The organism is Streptomyces sp. NRRL WC-3618 (assembly GCF_001280005.1).
Classification (GTDB): domain Bacteria; phylum Actinomycetota; class Actinomycetes; order Streptomycetales; family Streptomycetaceae; genus Streptomyces.
The window spans coordinates 46,429-60,467 of sequence record NZ_LGDW01000360.1; the positions used below are offsets into that span (position 1 = coordinate 46,429).

Below are 14,039 nucleotides of genomic sequence, written 5' to 3' on the forward strand. Positions count from 1 at the left end.
AGCGTAAGACCGTCCATCCCTGTCCCACCACCACCTTCAGCCCATGCGCTCGTGGACGAGTCCGCCATTCCTGGCGAGTACCCGGGCGAGGGATTCCACCACCTCCGGCCGATAGTCCCGGCCGGTACCCAGCCGCAGCTCCTCGAGCGCCCGCAGCGGTCCGCCCGCTCCGGCGTCCCGCACCATCTCCTCGTACGCGTTGACGGCCCGCACGACACACGCGGAGACCGGCTGCTCCCGGTACGGATCGGCCTGCCGCTCCACGACCACGGCGACGGCCGCGGCCACCCCCGTCTGCCGTACGACGGCCCCGCCGAGCAGGGCGATCCGGCGCTGCTCCGCCGCGGGGAGCGCGGCCGTGGCCCCGGCGGGTACCGGGTCGACGAGGCTGAGCTGCCCGATGTCGTGCATGAGGGCCGCGTACTCCAGCACGGTCAGCTCCGGCTCCGACAGCCCCAGCTCCCGCCCCACCGCCCGGCTGAGCACCGCGACCCGCCGGGCGTGCCCGGCCGGGGTGTACCCGGCGATCTCGGTGGCGCGTGCCAGGGAGGCGATCGTCTGCCGATAGGTGGCCCGCACGGCCGCGTACCGCCGGAAGGCGAACTGGGTCAGGAGCAGCGGCAGCGAGAAGACGGGCAGCGCCCACAGCCCGATCACGGCGACGGCGAGCGCCATGACCACCCCGGTGGCGCACACGGCGGTCCCGATGCCCAGCATGGCCCGCAGCTCGTCCCGCAGCAGCGGACCGAAGGGCCAGCCGGTGCGCGCGTGCGCGAGCGCGGCGGCGAGTACGGCGTCGCAGAGCGAGGTGAGCCCGAGCAGCGCCACGAGCAGCAGTACGTAGACAGGGCCGGGGTCAGGGCCGGGGCCAGGGCCGGGGTCGGTCCCGGGGCCGCCCCAGGCATCGAACACGCCCTGGTTGTAGAGGGGTTGGAAGCAGACGGCGGCGAACCCGGCGGTGAGCACCCGGCGGGCGAGATGGTCGGCGGTCGGCCCCTGTCCCCGCGCGACGTGCGGCACGCACCCGACGAGGGTGGCCGCGACGACGACCGTGACGACCTGGAGCGCCCCGTGGTGCGTGGGCCGCCCCGCGTCCTCCCCGAGGAGCGCGTACGACAGGGCCCCGGCGGCGGCGAGCGGCGCCGCCTCCCGGGACTCGGGCCCGCTCCACCGGGTCAGCTCCCCGAGCAGGACGAGCAGCCCGAAGGAGAGCGCGACGGCGCGTTCGTCGAGGCCGGACCAGAGGGTGTGGGCGAGGGAGACAAGGGTGAGGAGGGCCGCGGTGGTGTGAACGAGTGTTCTCATGTCGCCCTGCCCTTGCTGCCGACCTGGCCGGGGACGCCGTCGGGGCGCGTTCCGGCCCGGCCGGAAACAGGTGGGGCGGGCGGCAGGTCACCCGGCGCCCGGCCCGCGTCCGCCGTGACCGCCGGATGCCATCCGCCCCGCCGCTCCAGCCCGCGCACGAGCGCCCGCACCATCACCGGGTCGAAGTGGGTGCCCGCGCACCGTTCCAGCTCCGCCAGCGCCACCGGCACCGGCCGGGCCCTGCTGTACGAGCGGGTCGACGTCATCGCGTCGAACGCGTCCGCGACGGCGACCACCCGCGCGCACTCGGGGATCTGGCTGCCGACGAGCCCGTAGGGGTACCCGGTCCCGTCTAGGCGCTCGTGATGGTGCAGGATCGCCGACCGGGCCTCCCCGAGGAAGCCGATGCCCCGGACCATCTCGTGTCCGTACTCCGGGTGCAGTTCGATCACGCGCCGCTCCTCGGGCGTCAGCGGCCCGTCCTTGCGCAGCAGCCTCGTGGGAACGCCCAGCTTGCCGACGTCGTGCAGGATTCCGGCGAACCGCAGCACTTCCACCCGCTCGTCGTCCATGCCCAGTTCCCGGGCGATCATCATCGACGCCTGCCCGACCCGCTCGCTGTGCCCGCGCGTGTACCCGTCCTTGATGTCGACGGCCTGCACGAGCGCCCTGATCGTCGCCTGGTGGGCCGCCCGCTCCCGGTGGTACTGCGCGAAGACCCACCACGACACCCACATCGGCAGCAGCACGAGCAGCGCGGCGAGGGGCCCGTACGGGCTGCGCCACAGGACCGCCGTCATCAGCCCGGCGAGCCCGTGCACCCCGACCGGCACCAGTGACCGTACGAACAGTCCCCGCCAGGCCAGCCGTACCGGCACCCCTTCGGCGAGCGCCAGGATCCCTCCGTCGAGCAGGGCCAGGACCAGGCAGAACGCGACCACGGACACCCCGGCGGCGACCAGCGTGTACGGGAAGTCGCGGGAGACGACCGTGTCCGGCCCGCCGAGCGCCCCGTGCACTCGCGAAGCCGTCCAGGCGCCGATCCCGAGCTGTCCGGCCCGCCAGAGCCTGCGCGGCCAGGGCGTGTGCTCGCCGCCCCGCACCAGCAGTGCGCCCGGCAGCGGCACGAGCGCGGCTGCCCCGGGCGGCAGCAGGAAGGCACCGGCGAGCAGGACGGGCGTGTGCCACCGGGGCGGACCGCCGCCGCCCCCGAGGCCGGCGGCGCCCGGGCCCTCGTACCCCCGGCCCACGCCGGACCGGCCCACCGCGAGCTGCTCGCACGCGGCGCACAGCGCCACGAACAGCGCCACGGCGCCCCAGGGGGTGTGCGCGAACCGGACGGGCGCCGCACACAGGACGGCCCCCGTGGCGACGGCGACGACGTAGACACGCGCCCACGGTGTGATCGACCGCATGGCGCTCCCTCCCCGAGTCCCGGCCGGGCCGACATTCGGCACAGGCCTGTTCCGGCTCCCGGGACATGGAGGATAGGGCGGCCCGCAGCGGCCGTACGGAGGCATTGGGCGAATCTCAGGCCTCAGGAACCGCAGATTAGCCCGTTAGAGTGAGCCCCGGCCCACGTCTCGGCAGACCCGTCTCAGTACGCCACATCCGCGGCCAGCACCTTGGTCAACTCCTCGACTGTGGCCGGGGATTCACGCTGGAACGCGGCCATGTCCAGCCCGTCGTCGCCCACGACGGTCAGGAGCGCGCGTTCGCCGACGGCCAGGACGATGACATGCCCGGTACCGCACCGGGCGACCACTTCGCGCAACGCGCCGACCTTCGCCTGGTCGGCGATGCGACGGCTCACTCCGAGCGTCGCGGCGGCGAGCGCAGCGACCGACTCGGGGTGCACGGTTTCCGCGTCGGCCACGACGAGAAGGCCGTCCACCGTGGACAGAACGGTCTCGGAGACTCCCATCACCCGATCCCGCAACGAGACCAGGATGTCGGTCAGTTGGGAGGACTGAGAGGCCTGGGAGGCCTGGGAGGCCTGCGGGGGCTGGGGGTCGGGGTTGTCGCTCAGAGGACTCGGGGGACTTGGGGGACTCGGGGGGCTCAGCGGGCTCAGGGGACCCATGGGACGTACTCCTTGCGGTCAGTCGGGCTCCGGGAGAGCGCGTAACGCGCGCCGGACCCGCCGTAGCGTCTCGAGAGAGGGTTGGTCGGCGGCCAGTTCTTCGGCCGTGGGGCCCAGCAGGGCGGGGTTCGCCGCACCCCGTACGGGCAGTGGCCTCCGTACGGGCAGAGGGGGTGTGGTCACACCGTCGTCGCGGTCCACCGCGCTTCCCCCGGCGTCCGCGTCAGCGTTCGCCTCGGTGTTTCCGTCAGCGCCCCGGTCGGTGCCGCTGTCGGCACCTCGGTCGGTGCCTGGGCCATCTCTTCCATCGTCCGCACTCACTTCCCCCCTTTCTCTCCGCCACGGGGCATACGCCTGGGCAGCGGCTCGGTTCTCGACGGCGCCGGCGGCAGGCCGGCGGCCGACGTACGGCCGTTGGTGACTCGTGGCGCCGTGCTGGGCCGACCGCCGAGGACGGCCGGGGTCTCCCACCTGAGGAGCCCGAGCGTCTGCATGCGGATCAGGTCCAGCATCACGGCGTACAGCCCGCGTCCCAGCGCGAAGGCCAGGTCCCGGGCCGTACGGCGCCCGTTGACCTGGTTCAGGATGTCTTCGTGCCGCCCGGACAGCGGCCCCTCCACAACTCCCGTACCCGGTACGGGACGCACGCGGGCGAGATCGCCCGGAGGTCCCCACAGGCGGCCGAGCAGTGCGATGCGCCGTGTCGTCTCGTCGGCCAACTGCCTTGGTTCCACGCCCGGTCGGGCAAGGACTGTCGGCTCCGGGTCGGCCAGCTCCCAACCGCCCGGTGCACCGAGCGACATGGCGAAGGCCCCGTCGAACACAGTGGCCACACAGATGACTTCGAGCTCGGCGGCGCCCACCAGGCCGTCGGCCACCAGGCGTTCACCGAGCAGATCGGCGTCCCGCTGCGCGGCGCACGCGGCGAGCCAGTCCTCGTCGCCGATACGGCCCGAGGTCAGCAGGGCCGAGGTGGTGGTCGGCGCACCCGGTGTCTCGACGGCTCCCACCAGGCCGTCACGCAGTTGAATCGTGCCACCCGGGGTGCCCGCGACCCGTACCGTGCCGCTGAATCCCTCCTCGCGCAGCTCCAGCAGCAGCGCGGGCAGATTGCGCGCGGCGGACGCACTCATGCACCCACCCGCGCTCTCGCGCACGTTGTAAGAGTCATGCCAGCACCTCGCCGGCCAGGTCCCCGATACCGCGCGCGGCGAGGGCGAGATTGGCCTGTTCTCGGTCGAGTCCGGCGGTCAGCAGCAGCGGATCACCGGCGGGGCGGCCCACCGTGACCAGGACCTGATGGCGTCGCACGCTGGTCGTGACGACGCTCTCCAACTCACCCTCGGCGCCCGCCCTGCCCAGCCGTTCGGCGACGAGGGCGGCGAACTCGGAGCTCTCCTGGCCGTCCCCGGCCTCTGCGGTGTCTCCCGCCACTCCGTAGGTGAGGCCGGTGACCGCGTCGACGAGGGCCACACCGGTGACACCGGGGGAGTCGAGGAACCTGGCCAGTGAAGCCTCAACTGCCGTCGACATTTCGCCAATCCCCCTTCGCGTACGACCGCCGCACAGTACTTTGAGCGACAACTTACGTAACGCACAACAAAGTTGATGTTTCACGACCAGCAAGTGGCTTGAGTTCGATCGTAGTTGCACGGACAGCGACCAGTCAGCGTCACCGAGGAATTGGGGCAGCAGAATGAACATCGAGACAGCGCTCAAGGAAGTCATGACGGTGGACGGGGCGCTCGGAGTGGCGCTCGTCGACTACGACAGCGGCATGTCACTCGGCACGCTCGGCGGCGGCCCCGGCCTGGACCTGGAGCTCGCGGCGGCGGGCAACACCGAGGTCGTACGGTCCAAGATGCGCACGCTGGCCTCGCTGGACATGGACGACACCATCGAGGACATCCTGATCACGCTGGGCAGGCAGTACCACCTGATCCGCCCGCTGGCCAGCAGCAAGGGCGCGCTCTTCCTGTACGTCGCGCTCGACCGGTCGCGCAGCAACCTGGCCCTGGCCCGGCACAGCCTGAAGAGGATCGAGAGCGGCCTGGACGTCTGACCCGAAAACGGCGATCGGCCCCGCTTTCGCGGGGCCGACAACGTCCGACAACCTCCGGCAACGCCCGACGACGGCCGATCTCGTCAGCTCTCGTCTCGTCAGCTCTCGGCAGCCACGTCGTGATCGGGCACGACCTGCCCGGAGCGGATCATGTCGAGCCGTCCCATGACCTTGGCGCGCAGGTCGGTCGGCACGTCGTCCTGACCGCAGCAGCGCTTGACGAGCTTCTTCACGGCCTGTTCGAGCCCGTACTTCTCCAGGCACGGAGAGCACTCCTCGAAGTGGACCTCGAACTTGGTGCAGTCCGAGTCCGGCATCTCCCGGTCGAGGAACTCGTAGAGATGATCGAGTACTTCACTGCAGTCCGTCTCGTGCGGCTCTCCGCAGCTCATGAGCCCGAGCCTTTCGCTTCGTTCGACTCTCCGGCACCGGCCGGGACCAGGCCACGGTCACGGGCGTAGTCCTCCAGCATGCCGCGCAGCTGGCGACGGCCGCGGTGCAGCCGGGACATCACCGTACCGATGGGTGTCCCCATGATGTCCGCGATCTCCTTGTACGCAAAGCCCTCTACGTCCGCGAGATAGACCGCGATGCGGAATTCCTCCGGGATGGCCTGGAGGGCTTCCTTGACATCCGAGTCGGGCAGGTGGTCGAGCGCCTGCGACTCGGCGGAGCGCAGACCGGTCGACATGTGCGACTCGGCACGCGCGAGCTGCCAGTCCTCGATCTCCTCGGCCGCACTGCGCTGGGGCTCGCGCTGCTTCTTGCGGTACGAGTTGATGAACGTGTTCGTGAGGATCCGGTACAGCCACGCCTTGAGGTTGGTGCCCTCACGGAACTGGTGGAAGGACGCGTACGCCTTGGCGTACGTCTCCTGCACCAGGTCCTCGGCGTCGGCCGGATTGCGCGTCATGCGCAGCGCGGCCGAGTACATCTGGTCGAGGAATTCGAGCGCGTCCCGTTCGAAGCGCGCGCTGCGCTCGACGGTCGACTCGCTCCTGCCCGGGCCCTCGGGCTGCTCCGCCTGACCGTGTTCGGTCCCCGCGTCGGTCCCAGTGACCGGACCCACCTCCTCAGACGACGTGATGGAACCGAAACCGATCCCACTCGAATCGGAGGATAGACGACCTGCGGTCTCAGAGGCATGAACATTGTGTCCGCCCGCCGCCCGAATCGGGCCGGTCTTCGACGCGTACAGCACCGTCCAGTCCAGGTCAGCGCTGCTGCGACGATTCGGGCAGATGGTCGAACCCATGCGGCGGACTTCCTCTCGTACGAACGGTCACCCCACGCTCGTGGTGTCTGATCCGCACAACAGTGGTCCGCCGCCGAGCATTCCCGGCCATCACCCGAGCGACGGTCCGAGTGACGCGATCCACTCCCCGACCCGCCCGGTGATCACCGCCAACGCCTCGTCCTGCCCGAGGGGCGCCCGCTTCGGCACGGCGAAGCCGTGATCGCCGTACGGCACCTCCACCAACTCGTGCTCCCCCGGCGGGAACTCGTCCGGCTTCCCGAACGGATCATTGCCGCCCTGGACGACAAGGGTGGGCACCCCGGCGCCGAGCAGTTCAGCGGCCCGCGACTTCTCGGGCCTGCCGGGAGGGTGCAGTGGGAAGGAGAGCGCGAGGACGGCCACGGCGCCCAGTTCCCCGGCCGTACGACAGGCCACGCGGGCCCCGGCGCTGCGCCCGCCCGCGATCACCGGCAGCCCGGGCTTCGCAAGCGCGGGCCAGATTCCCCGCCAGCCCACGTCCAGTGTCTTCGGCGCGGGCGCCATCTTCTTCCCGGCCACCCGCCAGGGCTGCTCGACGAGCGCCACGGTGACACCCTGCGCGGGCAGCTCCCCGGCGAGCACCTGGAGATCCCGCGCCTCGATGCCCCCGCCGGCGCCGTGGCTGACGGCCAGGACGAAGCGGGCCCGCGCGGCCGGACGCCAGGTGACGCGGGCGGTGCCCGCGTCGGTCTCGACGGTCTCTAGACGCGTGTCGGAAGGGCTCGCTTCAGAAGGGCTCACATCAGAAGAGTGTGCCCTCTTCGGGACCCTCCAGCTCGGTCAGCAGCTCCGGCCCGTTGTTGCGGACGTTGCTCACGGCCGTGGAGACGGGGTACGCGCGCATCAGCCCGGCGGGGGGCGGTGCGAGCAGCTCGCGCAGGTCGTCCACATCGGTACGGGCCGGGTCGAGCCAGGCGTCCCAGTGGTCCGGGGTGAGCATGAGGGGCATCCGGGGGTGGATGTCGGCCAGGGCGCGTGGGCCCTCGGCGGGGGCGACCGCGAGCGGGGAGGTCTCGGCCTCGGTGGTGATGACGGAACACGTCACCCACCAGGCCTGCGGGTGGTCGTCGGGCAGGGTCCGGTCCCGCCAGAACTCGTACAGGCCCGCCATCGCGAACACCGACCCGTCGGCGGGCGTCACGAAGTACGGCTGCTTGCGCGGGCGCTTCTTCTTACCCTCGACCTCCAGGTCGCGCTCGCCGACCCCGGTGACCCACTCGTAGTAACCGTCGGCGGGCAGGATGCAGCGCCGGCTGGTGAAGGCACGACGGTACGAGGGCTTCTCGTGGACGGTCTCCGCGCGCGCGTTGATCATCCGGGCGCCGCCCTCGGGCGTCTTGGCCCAGGACGGGACGAGCCCCCATTTCAGCTTCCGCAGCTGCCGAACCGGTTTCGGATCCTCGGCGTCCTTCACAGGACGGTCGAGGACCGCATAGACCTCTTTCGTCGGGGCCACGTTGTAGTCAGGGGCGAGTGTCTCCTCGGGCTCCCACTTGCCGACCTCGAAGATTCCCGCGAGATCCTCGGGCGCCCGACTCGCTGCATACCTACCGCACATACGTGCCACACTGCCAGATTCGAAGCAACGCTAGGGAGCCTCCACCCCCAATGGACCGCACCGCACTCACCTCGCTGGCCGGCCTCTGGGACGAAGTATTCGGCAGCCAGCCCGACCCCGACCTGTGGGTGGTGATCGCGACCCTGGTCGCCGCGCTCGCCGTGACCGTCCCGCATCCCCTGTGGCGCCTCTCGCGCAACGCCATCACCATCGCCCACGAGGGCGGCCACGGGCTCGTCGCGCTGTTGACCGGCCGCACCCTCACCGGCATACGCCTGCACTCCGACACCAGCGGCCTCACCGTCAGCCGCGGCAAGCCGCACGGCATCGGCATGATCCTCACGGCCGCCTTCGGCTACACCGCTCCCCCGCTGCTCGGCCTCGGCGGCGCCGCGCTCCTCGCCGCCGGCCACATCACCGCCCTCCTGTGGCTGGCCACGGCACTGCTGCTGGCGATGCTGGTGATGATCCGCAACGCGTACGGCGCGCTCACGGTGTTCGTCACCGGCGGCACCTTCGTGCTGGTGTCCTGGCTCACCGGCCCCCAGATCCAGGCGGCGTTCGCCTACGCGGTGGTGTGGTTCCTGCTCCTGGGCGGAGTCCGCCCGGCCTTCGAACTCCAGGCCAAGCGCAGAAGGGGCGGCGCGGGCGACTCGGACGCGGACCAGCTGTCCCGCCTCACGCACGTACCGGCGGGCCTGTGGCTGTTCCTGTTCCACGCGGTGAGCCTGTGCTCGCTGATAGGCGGGGGGCGCTGGCTTCTGGGGCTGTAGACGGGCACCGCAGGGGTCTCCTTGCTGCTCCGCCGCAGGGCGCGACCAGCCACGACGCACACGCGGCCGACAAAAAACCCGCAATCCCCGGCTAAACCCGGTACAAGGAACCGCCATTAAAGTGGGGCCATGGCCCCGAACCCCACAGACACCGCCCTCTGGCCCGCCCCGCACGCGAGCGGAGCCGTCGACGCGACGGTCCACGTGCCCGGGTCCAAGTCCGTCACCAACCGCGCTCTCATCCTCGCCGCCCTCGCCTCGGAGCCCGGCTGGCTCCGCCGCCCCCTCCGCTCCCGCGACACCCTCCTGATGGCCGGCGCCCTGCGCACGATGGGCGTCGGCATCGAGGAGACGGTGTCCTCGAGCTCGTCCGTCGCGGGAAGCCCAGACATTTCCGGCGAGGCCTGGCGAGTGATCCCCTCCGGTCTGCAGGGGCCCGCCACGGTCGACGTCGGCAACGCCGGCACCGTGATGCGCTTCCTGCCCCCGGTCGCCGCCCTCGCCGACGGCCCCATCCGCTTCGACGGCGACCCGCGTTCGTACGAGCGTCCGCTGCACGGCGTGATCGACGGCCTGCGCGCCCTCGGCGCCCGCATCGACGACGAGGGCCGCGGCGCACTCCCGCTGACGGTGCACGGCGGCGGGGCCCTGGAGGGCGGCCCGGTGTCGATCGACGCGTCCTCGTCGTCGCAGTTCGTGAGCGCCCTGCTTCTCTCCGCGCCCCGCTTCAACCAGGGTGTCGAGGTCCGCCACACCGGCGCGACCCTGCCCTCCCTCCCCCACATCCGGATGACGGTCGACATGCTGCGCGCGGTCGGCGCCCAGGTGGACACCCCGGAGTCGGGCGGCGAGCCGAACGTCTGGCGGGTCACGCCGGGCGCGCTGCTCGGCCGGGACCTGACGATCGAGCCGGACCTCTCCAACGCCCAGCCGTTCCTGGCGGCGGCCCTGGTGACCGGCGGCAAGGTCACGATCCCCGATTGGCCGGCCCGCACCACCCAGCCCGGCGACCGACTCCGCGAGATTTTCACGGAGATGGGCGGCTCCTGCGAACTGACCGAGTACGGGCTGGAGTTCACCGGCTCCGGCACGATCCACGGCATCGACGTGGACCTGAGCGAGGTCGGCGAGCTGACTCCGGGCATCGCGGCGGTCGCGGCCCTCGCGGACTCCCCCTCCACCCTCACCGGGGTGGCCCATCTGCGCCTCCACGAGACGGACCGCCTGGCGGCCCTGACCAAGGAGATCAACGAACTCGGCGGCGACGTGACCGAAACGGCCGACGGCCTGCACATCCGCCCGCGCCCCCTGCACGGCGGCATCTTCCACACCTATGAGGACCACCGTATGGCGACGGCCGGCGCGATCATCGGACTGGCGGTGGAGGGCGTACGGATCGAGAACGTGGCGACGACGGCGAAGACCCTCCCGGACTTCCCCGATCTGTGGGCCGGAATGCTCGGGAACTGACGGGCGGACCGGAATCATGCGCCGCTACGGCAAGAACACCGACGAGGACGACATCCGCTCCCGCCCGAATCCCAAGGGCAACCGACCCCGTACGAACATCCGCCCGAAGCACGAGGACGCGGCCGACGGCATGGTCCTCACCGTCGACCGGGGCCGGCTGACCGTCCTGGTCGACGACCAGATCGTCATGGCGATGAAGGCCCGCGAACTGGGCCGCAAGGCCGCGGTGGTCGGCGACCACGTGTCCGTCATCGGAGACCTCTCCGGCAAGAAGGACACCCTGGCCCGCATCGTCCGCATCGGAGCGCGCACCTCGCTCCTGCGCCGCACAGCGGACGACGACGACCCCTACGAGCGGGTGGTCGTGGCGAACGCCGACCAGTTGGCCATCGTCACGGCGCTGGCCGACCCGGAACCCCGCCCCCGCCTGATCGACCGCTGTCTGGTGGCGGCGTACGCCGGCGGCCTGACCCCGCTCCTGGTCCTGACCAAGTCGGACCTGTCCCCGCCCGACAAGCTCCTGGAGCTGTACGGCGCCCTGGACATCCCGTACGTGGTCACGAGCCGTCAGGAGCTGGAGAGCGGGGCCGCCGTGGCCCGCGTACGCGAGCAACTGGACGGCAAGATCACGGCGTTCGTCGGCCACTCGGGCGTCGGCAAGACGACCCTGGTCAACGCCCTGGTGCCGAACGACCAGCGCCGCTCGGTGGGTCACGTCAACGCGGTGACGGGCCGGGGCCGCCACACCACGACCTCCGCCCTGGCCCTCCCCCTCCCGGACGACGCGGGCTGGGTGGTCGACACCCCGGGCGTACGGTCGTTCGGGCTGCACCATGTCGACCCGTCCCTCGTGATCCACGCCTTCCCCGACCTCGAACCGGGTACGGAGGACTGCCCGCGCGCGTGCAGTCACGACGAGCCCGACTGCGCGCTTGACGAGTGGGTGGAGAAGGGCCACGCCGATCCGGCGCGGCTCTACTCCCTGCGCCGACTGCTGTCGACGAGGGAGCGGACGGAGGGCGACTGACCTCCGCGTTGTTTGGCAGGGGTGAGGGCCGGTAAGTGCATAATCGCACCGAGCCGGATCCAAGCATGCCGAAGCAGTCGACGTGGTTCACGGGAGGACAGACATGGCGTGGCTGCTGGTCGTTGTGGCGGGGCTCCTGGAAACCGGCTTCGCCGTCTGCCTGAAGCTGTCCCACGGCTTCACCCGCCTGTGGCCGACGGTCGCTTTCTGCGTCTTCGCCCTCGCCAGTTTCGGCCTGCTGACCCTCTCCCTGAAGAAGCTCGACGTGGGCCCGGCGTACGCGGTGTGGACCGGCATCGGCGCGGCGGGCACCGCGATCTACGGGATGGTCTTCCTCGACGACCTGGTGTCCGTCCTGAAGATCGTCTCGATCAGCCTGGTGATCATCGGCGTGGTCGGCCTCCAACTGTCGGGCTCGTCGCACTAGGCAGCACTGGATCACACCGACGGAACGCCGCCCCGCGCCCCGCCCGCTCAGTTCCACACAGAGGTGTCCGAGGACCGCAGCACGCTGTTCACGAGCTCACCGATGCCGCCCTCCCCCGGGGGCGCGGCGACGCAGGACAGGGCGAGCCTGACGGCCAGTTCGCAGGTACGGGACATCTCGGCCGCCTCCGACCTGGCCGCGCCGGCACCGGACAGCACGGTCACGGCGCGGTCCCTGACCAGGATCACGAACTCGCCGGGCGAGGGCAGCGGCCCGTCGGCCCGCCGCTGTGCGGGCACCATGGCGGAGGACGGCACGGCGGACAGCGTCGGCGAGGGCAGCCGTTCACTCCAGCTGCCGGTCAGCAGGGCCCGCACGAGGACGCTGTCGCGGGCGGCCGACGCGGTCCACTCGGCGGCCGCGGTGAGCCGCTCGCGGGCGCCGGCACCAGGGTCGGCGGGCCCGGTCAGCGCCCGCTCGACGCCGGCGAGGTAGGCGTCGGCCTCTCGGCGGACCAGAGCCCTGGCGAGCCCGTCCTTGCTGCCGAACTCGTTGTACAGCGTCTGCCGGGACACTCCGGCCGCCGCCGCGACGTCGACCATCCGCACCGCGGACCAGGGACGGCGCCCGAGCGCCGCGTAAGCGGCATCCAGCAACGAATCCCGCGCTCCAGGCATCATCCGCCTCCCAGGGGTGAGCGGCTCTGCGCCTTAGGTTTGACGCGCAGGGAGTCACTGTCAAGGGTTCGTGACAGCGCCGGGGGGCGCGTAGAGACATTCAGGCCCCGGGGCGGGCCAGCAGGACAGGGCGGAGCCGACAACCGCACGCAACCGCACCAGCTGCTGTCCCCTGTAGCCCTGCGACAGGCTCGAAAGATACGGTTCGCCTATGCCCGACTATCTCGATGACCTGCGCCTTGCCCACGTCCTCGCGGACGCTGCCGACGCCACGACGATGGACCGGTTCAAGGCACTCGACCTCAAGGTCGAGACGAAGCCGGACATGACACCGGTCAGCGAGGCGGACAAATCTGCCGAGGAACTGATCCGGGGCCAGCTGCAGCGGGCCCGCCCGCGCGACGCGATCCTCGGCGAGGAGTACGGCATCGAGGGCACCGGTCCCCGCCGCTGGGTGATCGACCCGATCGACGGCACCAAGAACTACGTCCGCGGGGTGCCCGTCTGGGCCACGCTGATCTCCCTGATGGAGGCGGGCGAGGGCGGCTTCCAGCCGGTGGTGGGCGTTGTCTCCGCCCCCGCTCTCGGACGCCGCTGGTGGGCGGCGAAGGGCCACGGTGCCTTCACCGGCCGCAGCCTCTCCTCGTCGTCCCGGCTGCGCGTCTCGAACGTCTCGAAGATGACGGACGCGTCGTTCGCGTACTCGTCGCTCACCGGCTGGGAGGACCGGGGTGTCCTCGGCGGCTTCCTGGACCTGACCCGCGAGGTGTGGCGCACGCGCGCGTACGGCGACTTCTGGCCGTACATGATGGTCGCCGAGGGCTCGATCGACATCTGCGCGGAGCCTGAGCTGTCCCTGTGGGACATGGCGGCCAACGCGATCATCGTCACGGAGGCAGGCGGCACGTTCACCGGCCTCGACGGCCGCCCGGGCCCGCACAGCGGAGACGGAGCGGCGTCCAACGGCCACCTGCACGACGAGATGCTGGGTTACCTGAACCAGCGCTACTGAAGCTCCCCCGCTCGTGAACTCCGCCCTCGGCCCCGATCACACACTCCGTCAGGCCGCCGCGTTGACGGCCGCGCGGCGGATCGGCGCGCCCGGCACGCCAAACACACCAAGGGCCGAAGTCCTGTATCGGACTCCGGCCCTTGGCCTCAAGTAGCGGGGACAGGATTTGAACCTGCGACCTCTGGGTTATGAGCCCAGCGAGCTACCGAGCTGCTCCACCCCGCGTCGGTAAACAGAACGTTACGCCAGCCCAACCCCCCAAGGCAAATCCCACCCCGTCCGACGCTTGACGACGAGGCCCCTTCAGCCCGAGCCTTCTTTCCCAGGCGCCCCACCCCGTCCGGCGCTTGAGGACAAGGCCCCCTCAGC

The 14,039-nt window shown here is 71.2% G+C and carries 17 protein-coding genes and 1 tRNA gene; 6 read left to right on the forward strand and 12 right to left on the reverse strand.

Annotated features, from left to right (window positions below; translation table 11 throughout):
• Nucleotides 1-36: 36 nt before the first annotated feature.
• From ADL01_RS26495 to ADL01_RS26515, 6 genes are all read right to left on the reverse strand, one after another.
• Nucleotides 37-1,305 (reverse strand): HD-GYP domain-containing protein, encoded by a 1,269-nt coding sequence (locus ADL01_RS26495; protein ID WP_053744534.1) that lies wholly within the window; start codon nucleotides 1,303-1,305, stop codon nucleotides 37-39.
• Complete coding sequence (locus tag ADL01_RS26500) at nucleotides 1,302-2,720, reverse strand: HD-GYP domain-containing protein (RefSeq protein WP_053744535.1); 1,419 nt, start codon at nucleotides 2,718-2,720, stop codon at nucleotides 1,302-1,304. The genes ADL01_RS26495 and ADL01_RS26500 overlap by 4 nt, the downstream gene beginning before the upstream one ends.
• A 182-nt stretch (nucleotides 2,721-2,902) precedes the next feature.
• Entirely contained in the window at nucleotides 2,903-3,388 is a 486-nt protein-coding gene (locus tag ADL01_RS26505) for a roadblock/LC7 domain-containing protein (RefSeq protein WP_078960765.1), read from the reverse strand.
• A gap of 18 nt (nucleotides 3,389-3,406) precedes the next feature.
• Nucleotides 3,407-3,589: a hypothetical protein gene (locus ADL01_RS44010; RefSeq protein ID WP_107091001.1), complete on the reverse strand. Its 183-nt coding sequence runs from the start codon at nucleotides 3,587-3,589 to the stop codon at nucleotides 3,407-3,409.
• A gap of 116 nt (nucleotides 3,590-3,705) precedes the next feature.
• Nucleotides 3,706-4,521 carry a hypothetical protein gene (locus ADL01_RS26510; RefSeq protein WP_053744536.1) on the reverse strand — a complete coding sequence of 272 codons (816 nt, stop codon included), beginning with the start codon at nucleotides 4,519-4,521 and terminating at the stop codon, nucleotides 3,706-3,708.
• Nucleotides 4,522-4,555: 34 nt separating this feature from the next.
• The gene (locus ADL01_RS26515; protein ID WP_234354796.1) at nucleotides 4,556-4,921 is read right to left on the reverse strand and encodes a hypothetical protein; all 366 of its coding nucleotides are present in this window, start codon (nucleotides 4,919-4,921) and stop codon (nucleotides 4,556-4,558) included.
• Nucleotides 4,922-5,084: 163 nt separating this feature from the next.
• Between ADL01_RS26515 and ADL01_RS26520 the strand changes: the two genes are divergently transcribed.
• The gene (locus ADL01_RS26520) at nucleotides 5,085-5,450 is read left to right on the forward strand and encodes a hypothetical protein (protein ID WP_053744537.1); all 366 of its coding nucleotides are present in this window, start codon (nucleotides 5,085-5,087) and stop codon (nucleotides 5,448-5,450) included.
• Between the two features lie 98 nt (nucleotides 5,451-5,548).
• On the opposite strand, the gene rsrA is transcribed toward ADL01_RS26520, so the two are convergent.
• From rsrA to ADL01_RS26540, 4 genes are all read right to left on the reverse strand, one after another.
• Nucleotides 5,549-5,842 carry a mycothiol system anti-sigma-R factor gene (gene rsrA, locus ADL01_RS26525; protein WP_053744538.1) on the reverse strand — a complete coding sequence of 98 codons (294 nt, stop codon included), beginning with the start codon at nucleotides 5,840-5,842 and terminating at the stop codon, nucleotides 5,549-5,551.
• Nucleotides 5,839-6,519, reverse strand: a complete 681-nt coding sequence (gene sigR / locus ADL01_RS26530) for an RNA polymerase sigma factor SigR (protein WP_053744539.1) — start codon at nucleotides 6,517-6,519, stop codon at nucleotides 5,839-5,841. Before sigR ends, rsrA begins: the two co-directional genes overlap by 4 nt.
• Nucleotides 6,520-6,795: 276 nt before the next feature.
• A complete protein-coding gene (locus tag ADL01_RS26535) occupies nucleotides 6,796-7,467 on the reverse strand; it encodes an alpha/beta family hydrolase (protein WP_053744540.1) in 672 nt (223 codons plus the stop codon).
• Between the two features lies 1 nt (nucleotide 7,468).
• Entirely contained in the window at nucleotides 7,469-8,284 is an 816-nt protein-coding gene (locus ADL01_RS26540) for an SOS response-associated peptidase (RefSeq protein WP_053744541.1), read from the reverse strand.
• 50 nt (nucleotides 8,285-8,334) lie between these two features.
• Between ADL01_RS26540 and ADL01_RS26545 the strand changes: the two genes are divergently transcribed.
• From ADL01_RS26545 to ADL01_RS26560, 4 genes are all read left to right on the forward strand, one after another.
• Nucleotides 8,335-9,057 (forward strand): M50 family metallopeptidase, encoded by a 723-nt coding sequence (locus tag ADL01_RS26545; RefSeq protein ID WP_053744542.1) that lies wholly within the window; start codon nucleotides 8,335-8,337, stop codon nucleotides 9,055-9,057.
• A gap of 129 nt (nucleotides 9,058-9,186) precedes the next feature.
• Nucleotides 9,187-10,527, forward strand: a complete 1,341-nt coding sequence (gene aroA / locus ADL01_RS26550; RefSeq protein ID WP_053744543.1) for a 3-phosphoshikimate 1-carboxyvinyltransferase — start codon at nucleotides 9,187-9,189, stop codon at nucleotides 10,525-10,527.
• A gap of 16 nt (nucleotides 10,528-10,543) precedes the next feature.
• Entirely contained in the window at nucleotides 10,544-11,554 is a 1,011-nt protein-coding gene (gene rsgA / locus ADL01_RS26555; protein WP_053744544.1) for a ribosome small subunit-dependent GTPase A, read from the forward strand.
• Nucleotides 11,555-11,657: 103 nt separating this feature from the next.
• Nucleotides 11,658-11,981 carry a DMT family transporter gene (locus ADL01_RS26560; protein ID WP_053744545.1) on the forward strand — a complete coding sequence of 108 codons (324 nt, stop codon included), beginning with the start codon at nucleotides 11,658-11,660 and terminating at the stop codon, nucleotides 11,979-11,981.
• Nucleotides 11,982-12,028: 47 nt separating this feature from the next.
• Here the strand turns inward: ADL01_RS26560 and ADL01_RS26565 are convergent, their stop codons facing one another.
• Nucleotides 12,029-12,658 (reverse strand): TetR/AcrR family transcriptional regulator, encoded by a 630-nt coding sequence (locus tag ADL01_RS26565; protein WP_053744556.1) that lies wholly within the window; start codon nucleotides 12,656-12,658, stop codon nucleotides 12,029-12,031.
• Between the two features lie 211 nt (nucleotides 12,659-12,869).
• Between ADL01_RS26565 and hisN the strand changes: the two genes are divergently transcribed.
• The gene (gene hisN, locus ADL01_RS26570; RefSeq protein WP_053744546.1) at nucleotides 12,870-13,670 is read left to right on the forward strand and encodes a histidinol-phosphatase; all 801 of its coding nucleotides are present in this window, start codon (nucleotides 12,870-12,872) and stop codon (nucleotides 13,668-13,670) included.
• Nucleotides 13,671-13,821: 151 nt separating this feature from the next.
• Here hisN and ADL01_RS26575 read toward each other — a convergent pair.
• Nucleotides 13,822-13,895, reverse strand: a tRNA-Met gene (locus tag ADL01_RS26575).
• Between the last annotated feature and the right edge of the window lie 144 nt (nucleotides 13,896-14,039).

What these genes read in the sequence shown, in the direction of transcription:
- ADL01_RS26495 (WP_053744534.1), bottom strand. Translation starts at nt 1,305, where the DNA reads ATGAGAACACTCGTTCACACCACCGCGGCCCTCCTCACCCTTGTCTCC.
- ADL01_RS26500 (WP_053744535.1), bottom strand. Translation starts at nt 2,720, where the DNA reads ATGCGGTCGATCACACCGTGGGCGCGTGTCTACGTCGTCGCCGTCGCC.
- ADL01_RS26505 (WP_078960765.1), bottom strand. Translation starts at nt 3,388, where the DNA reads ATGGGTCCCCTGAGCCCGCTGAGCCCCCCGAGTCCCCCAAGTCCCCCG.
- ADL01_RS26510 (WP_053744536.1), bottom strand. Translation starts at nt 4,521, where the DNA reads ATGAGTGCGTCCGCCGCGCGCAATCTGCCCGCGCTGCTGCTGGAGCTG.
- ADL01_RS26515 (WP_234354796.1), bottom strand. Translation starts at nt 4,921, where the DNA reads ATGTCGACGGCAGTTGAGGCTTCACTGGCCAGGTTCCTCGACTCCCCC.
- ADL01_RS26520 (WP_053744537.1), top strand. Translation starts at nt 5,085, where the DNA reads ATGAACATCGAGACAGCGCTCAAGGAAGTCATGACGGTGGACGGGGCG.
- rsrA (WP_053744538.1), bottom strand. Translation starts at nt 5,842, where the DNA reads ATGAGCTGCGGAGAGCCGCACGAGACGGACTGCAGTGAAGTACTCGAT.
- ADL01_RS26540 (WP_053744541.1), bottom strand. Translation starts at nt 8,284, where the DNA reads ATGTGCGGTAGGTATGCAGCGAGTCGGGCGCCCGAGGATCTCGCGGGA.
- ADL01_RS26545 (WP_053744542.1), top strand. Translation starts at nt 8,335, where the DNA reads ATGGACCGCACCGCACTCACCTCGCTGGCCGGCCTCTGGGACGAAGTA.
- aroA (WP_053744543.1), top strand. Translation starts at nt 9,187, where the DNA reads ATGGCCCCGAACCCCACAGACACCGCCCTCTGGCCCGCCCCGCACGCG.
- rsgA (WP_053744544.1), top strand. Translation starts at nt 10,544, where the DNA reads ATGCGCCGCTACGGCAAGAACACCGACGAGGACGACATCCGCTCCCGC.
- ADL01_RS26560 (WP_053744545.1), top strand. Translation starts at nt 11,658, where the DNA reads ATGGCGTGGCTGCTGGTCGTTGTGGCGGGGCTCCTGGAAACCGGCTTC.
- ADL01_RS26565 (WP_053744556.1), bottom strand. Translation starts at nt 12,658, where the DNA reads ATGCCTGGAGCGCGGGATTCGTTGCTGGATGCCGCTTACGCGGCGCTC.
- hisN (WP_053744546.1), top strand. Translation starts at nt 12,870, where the DNA reads ATGCCCGACTATCTCGATGACCTGCGCCTTGCCCACGTCCTCGCGGAC.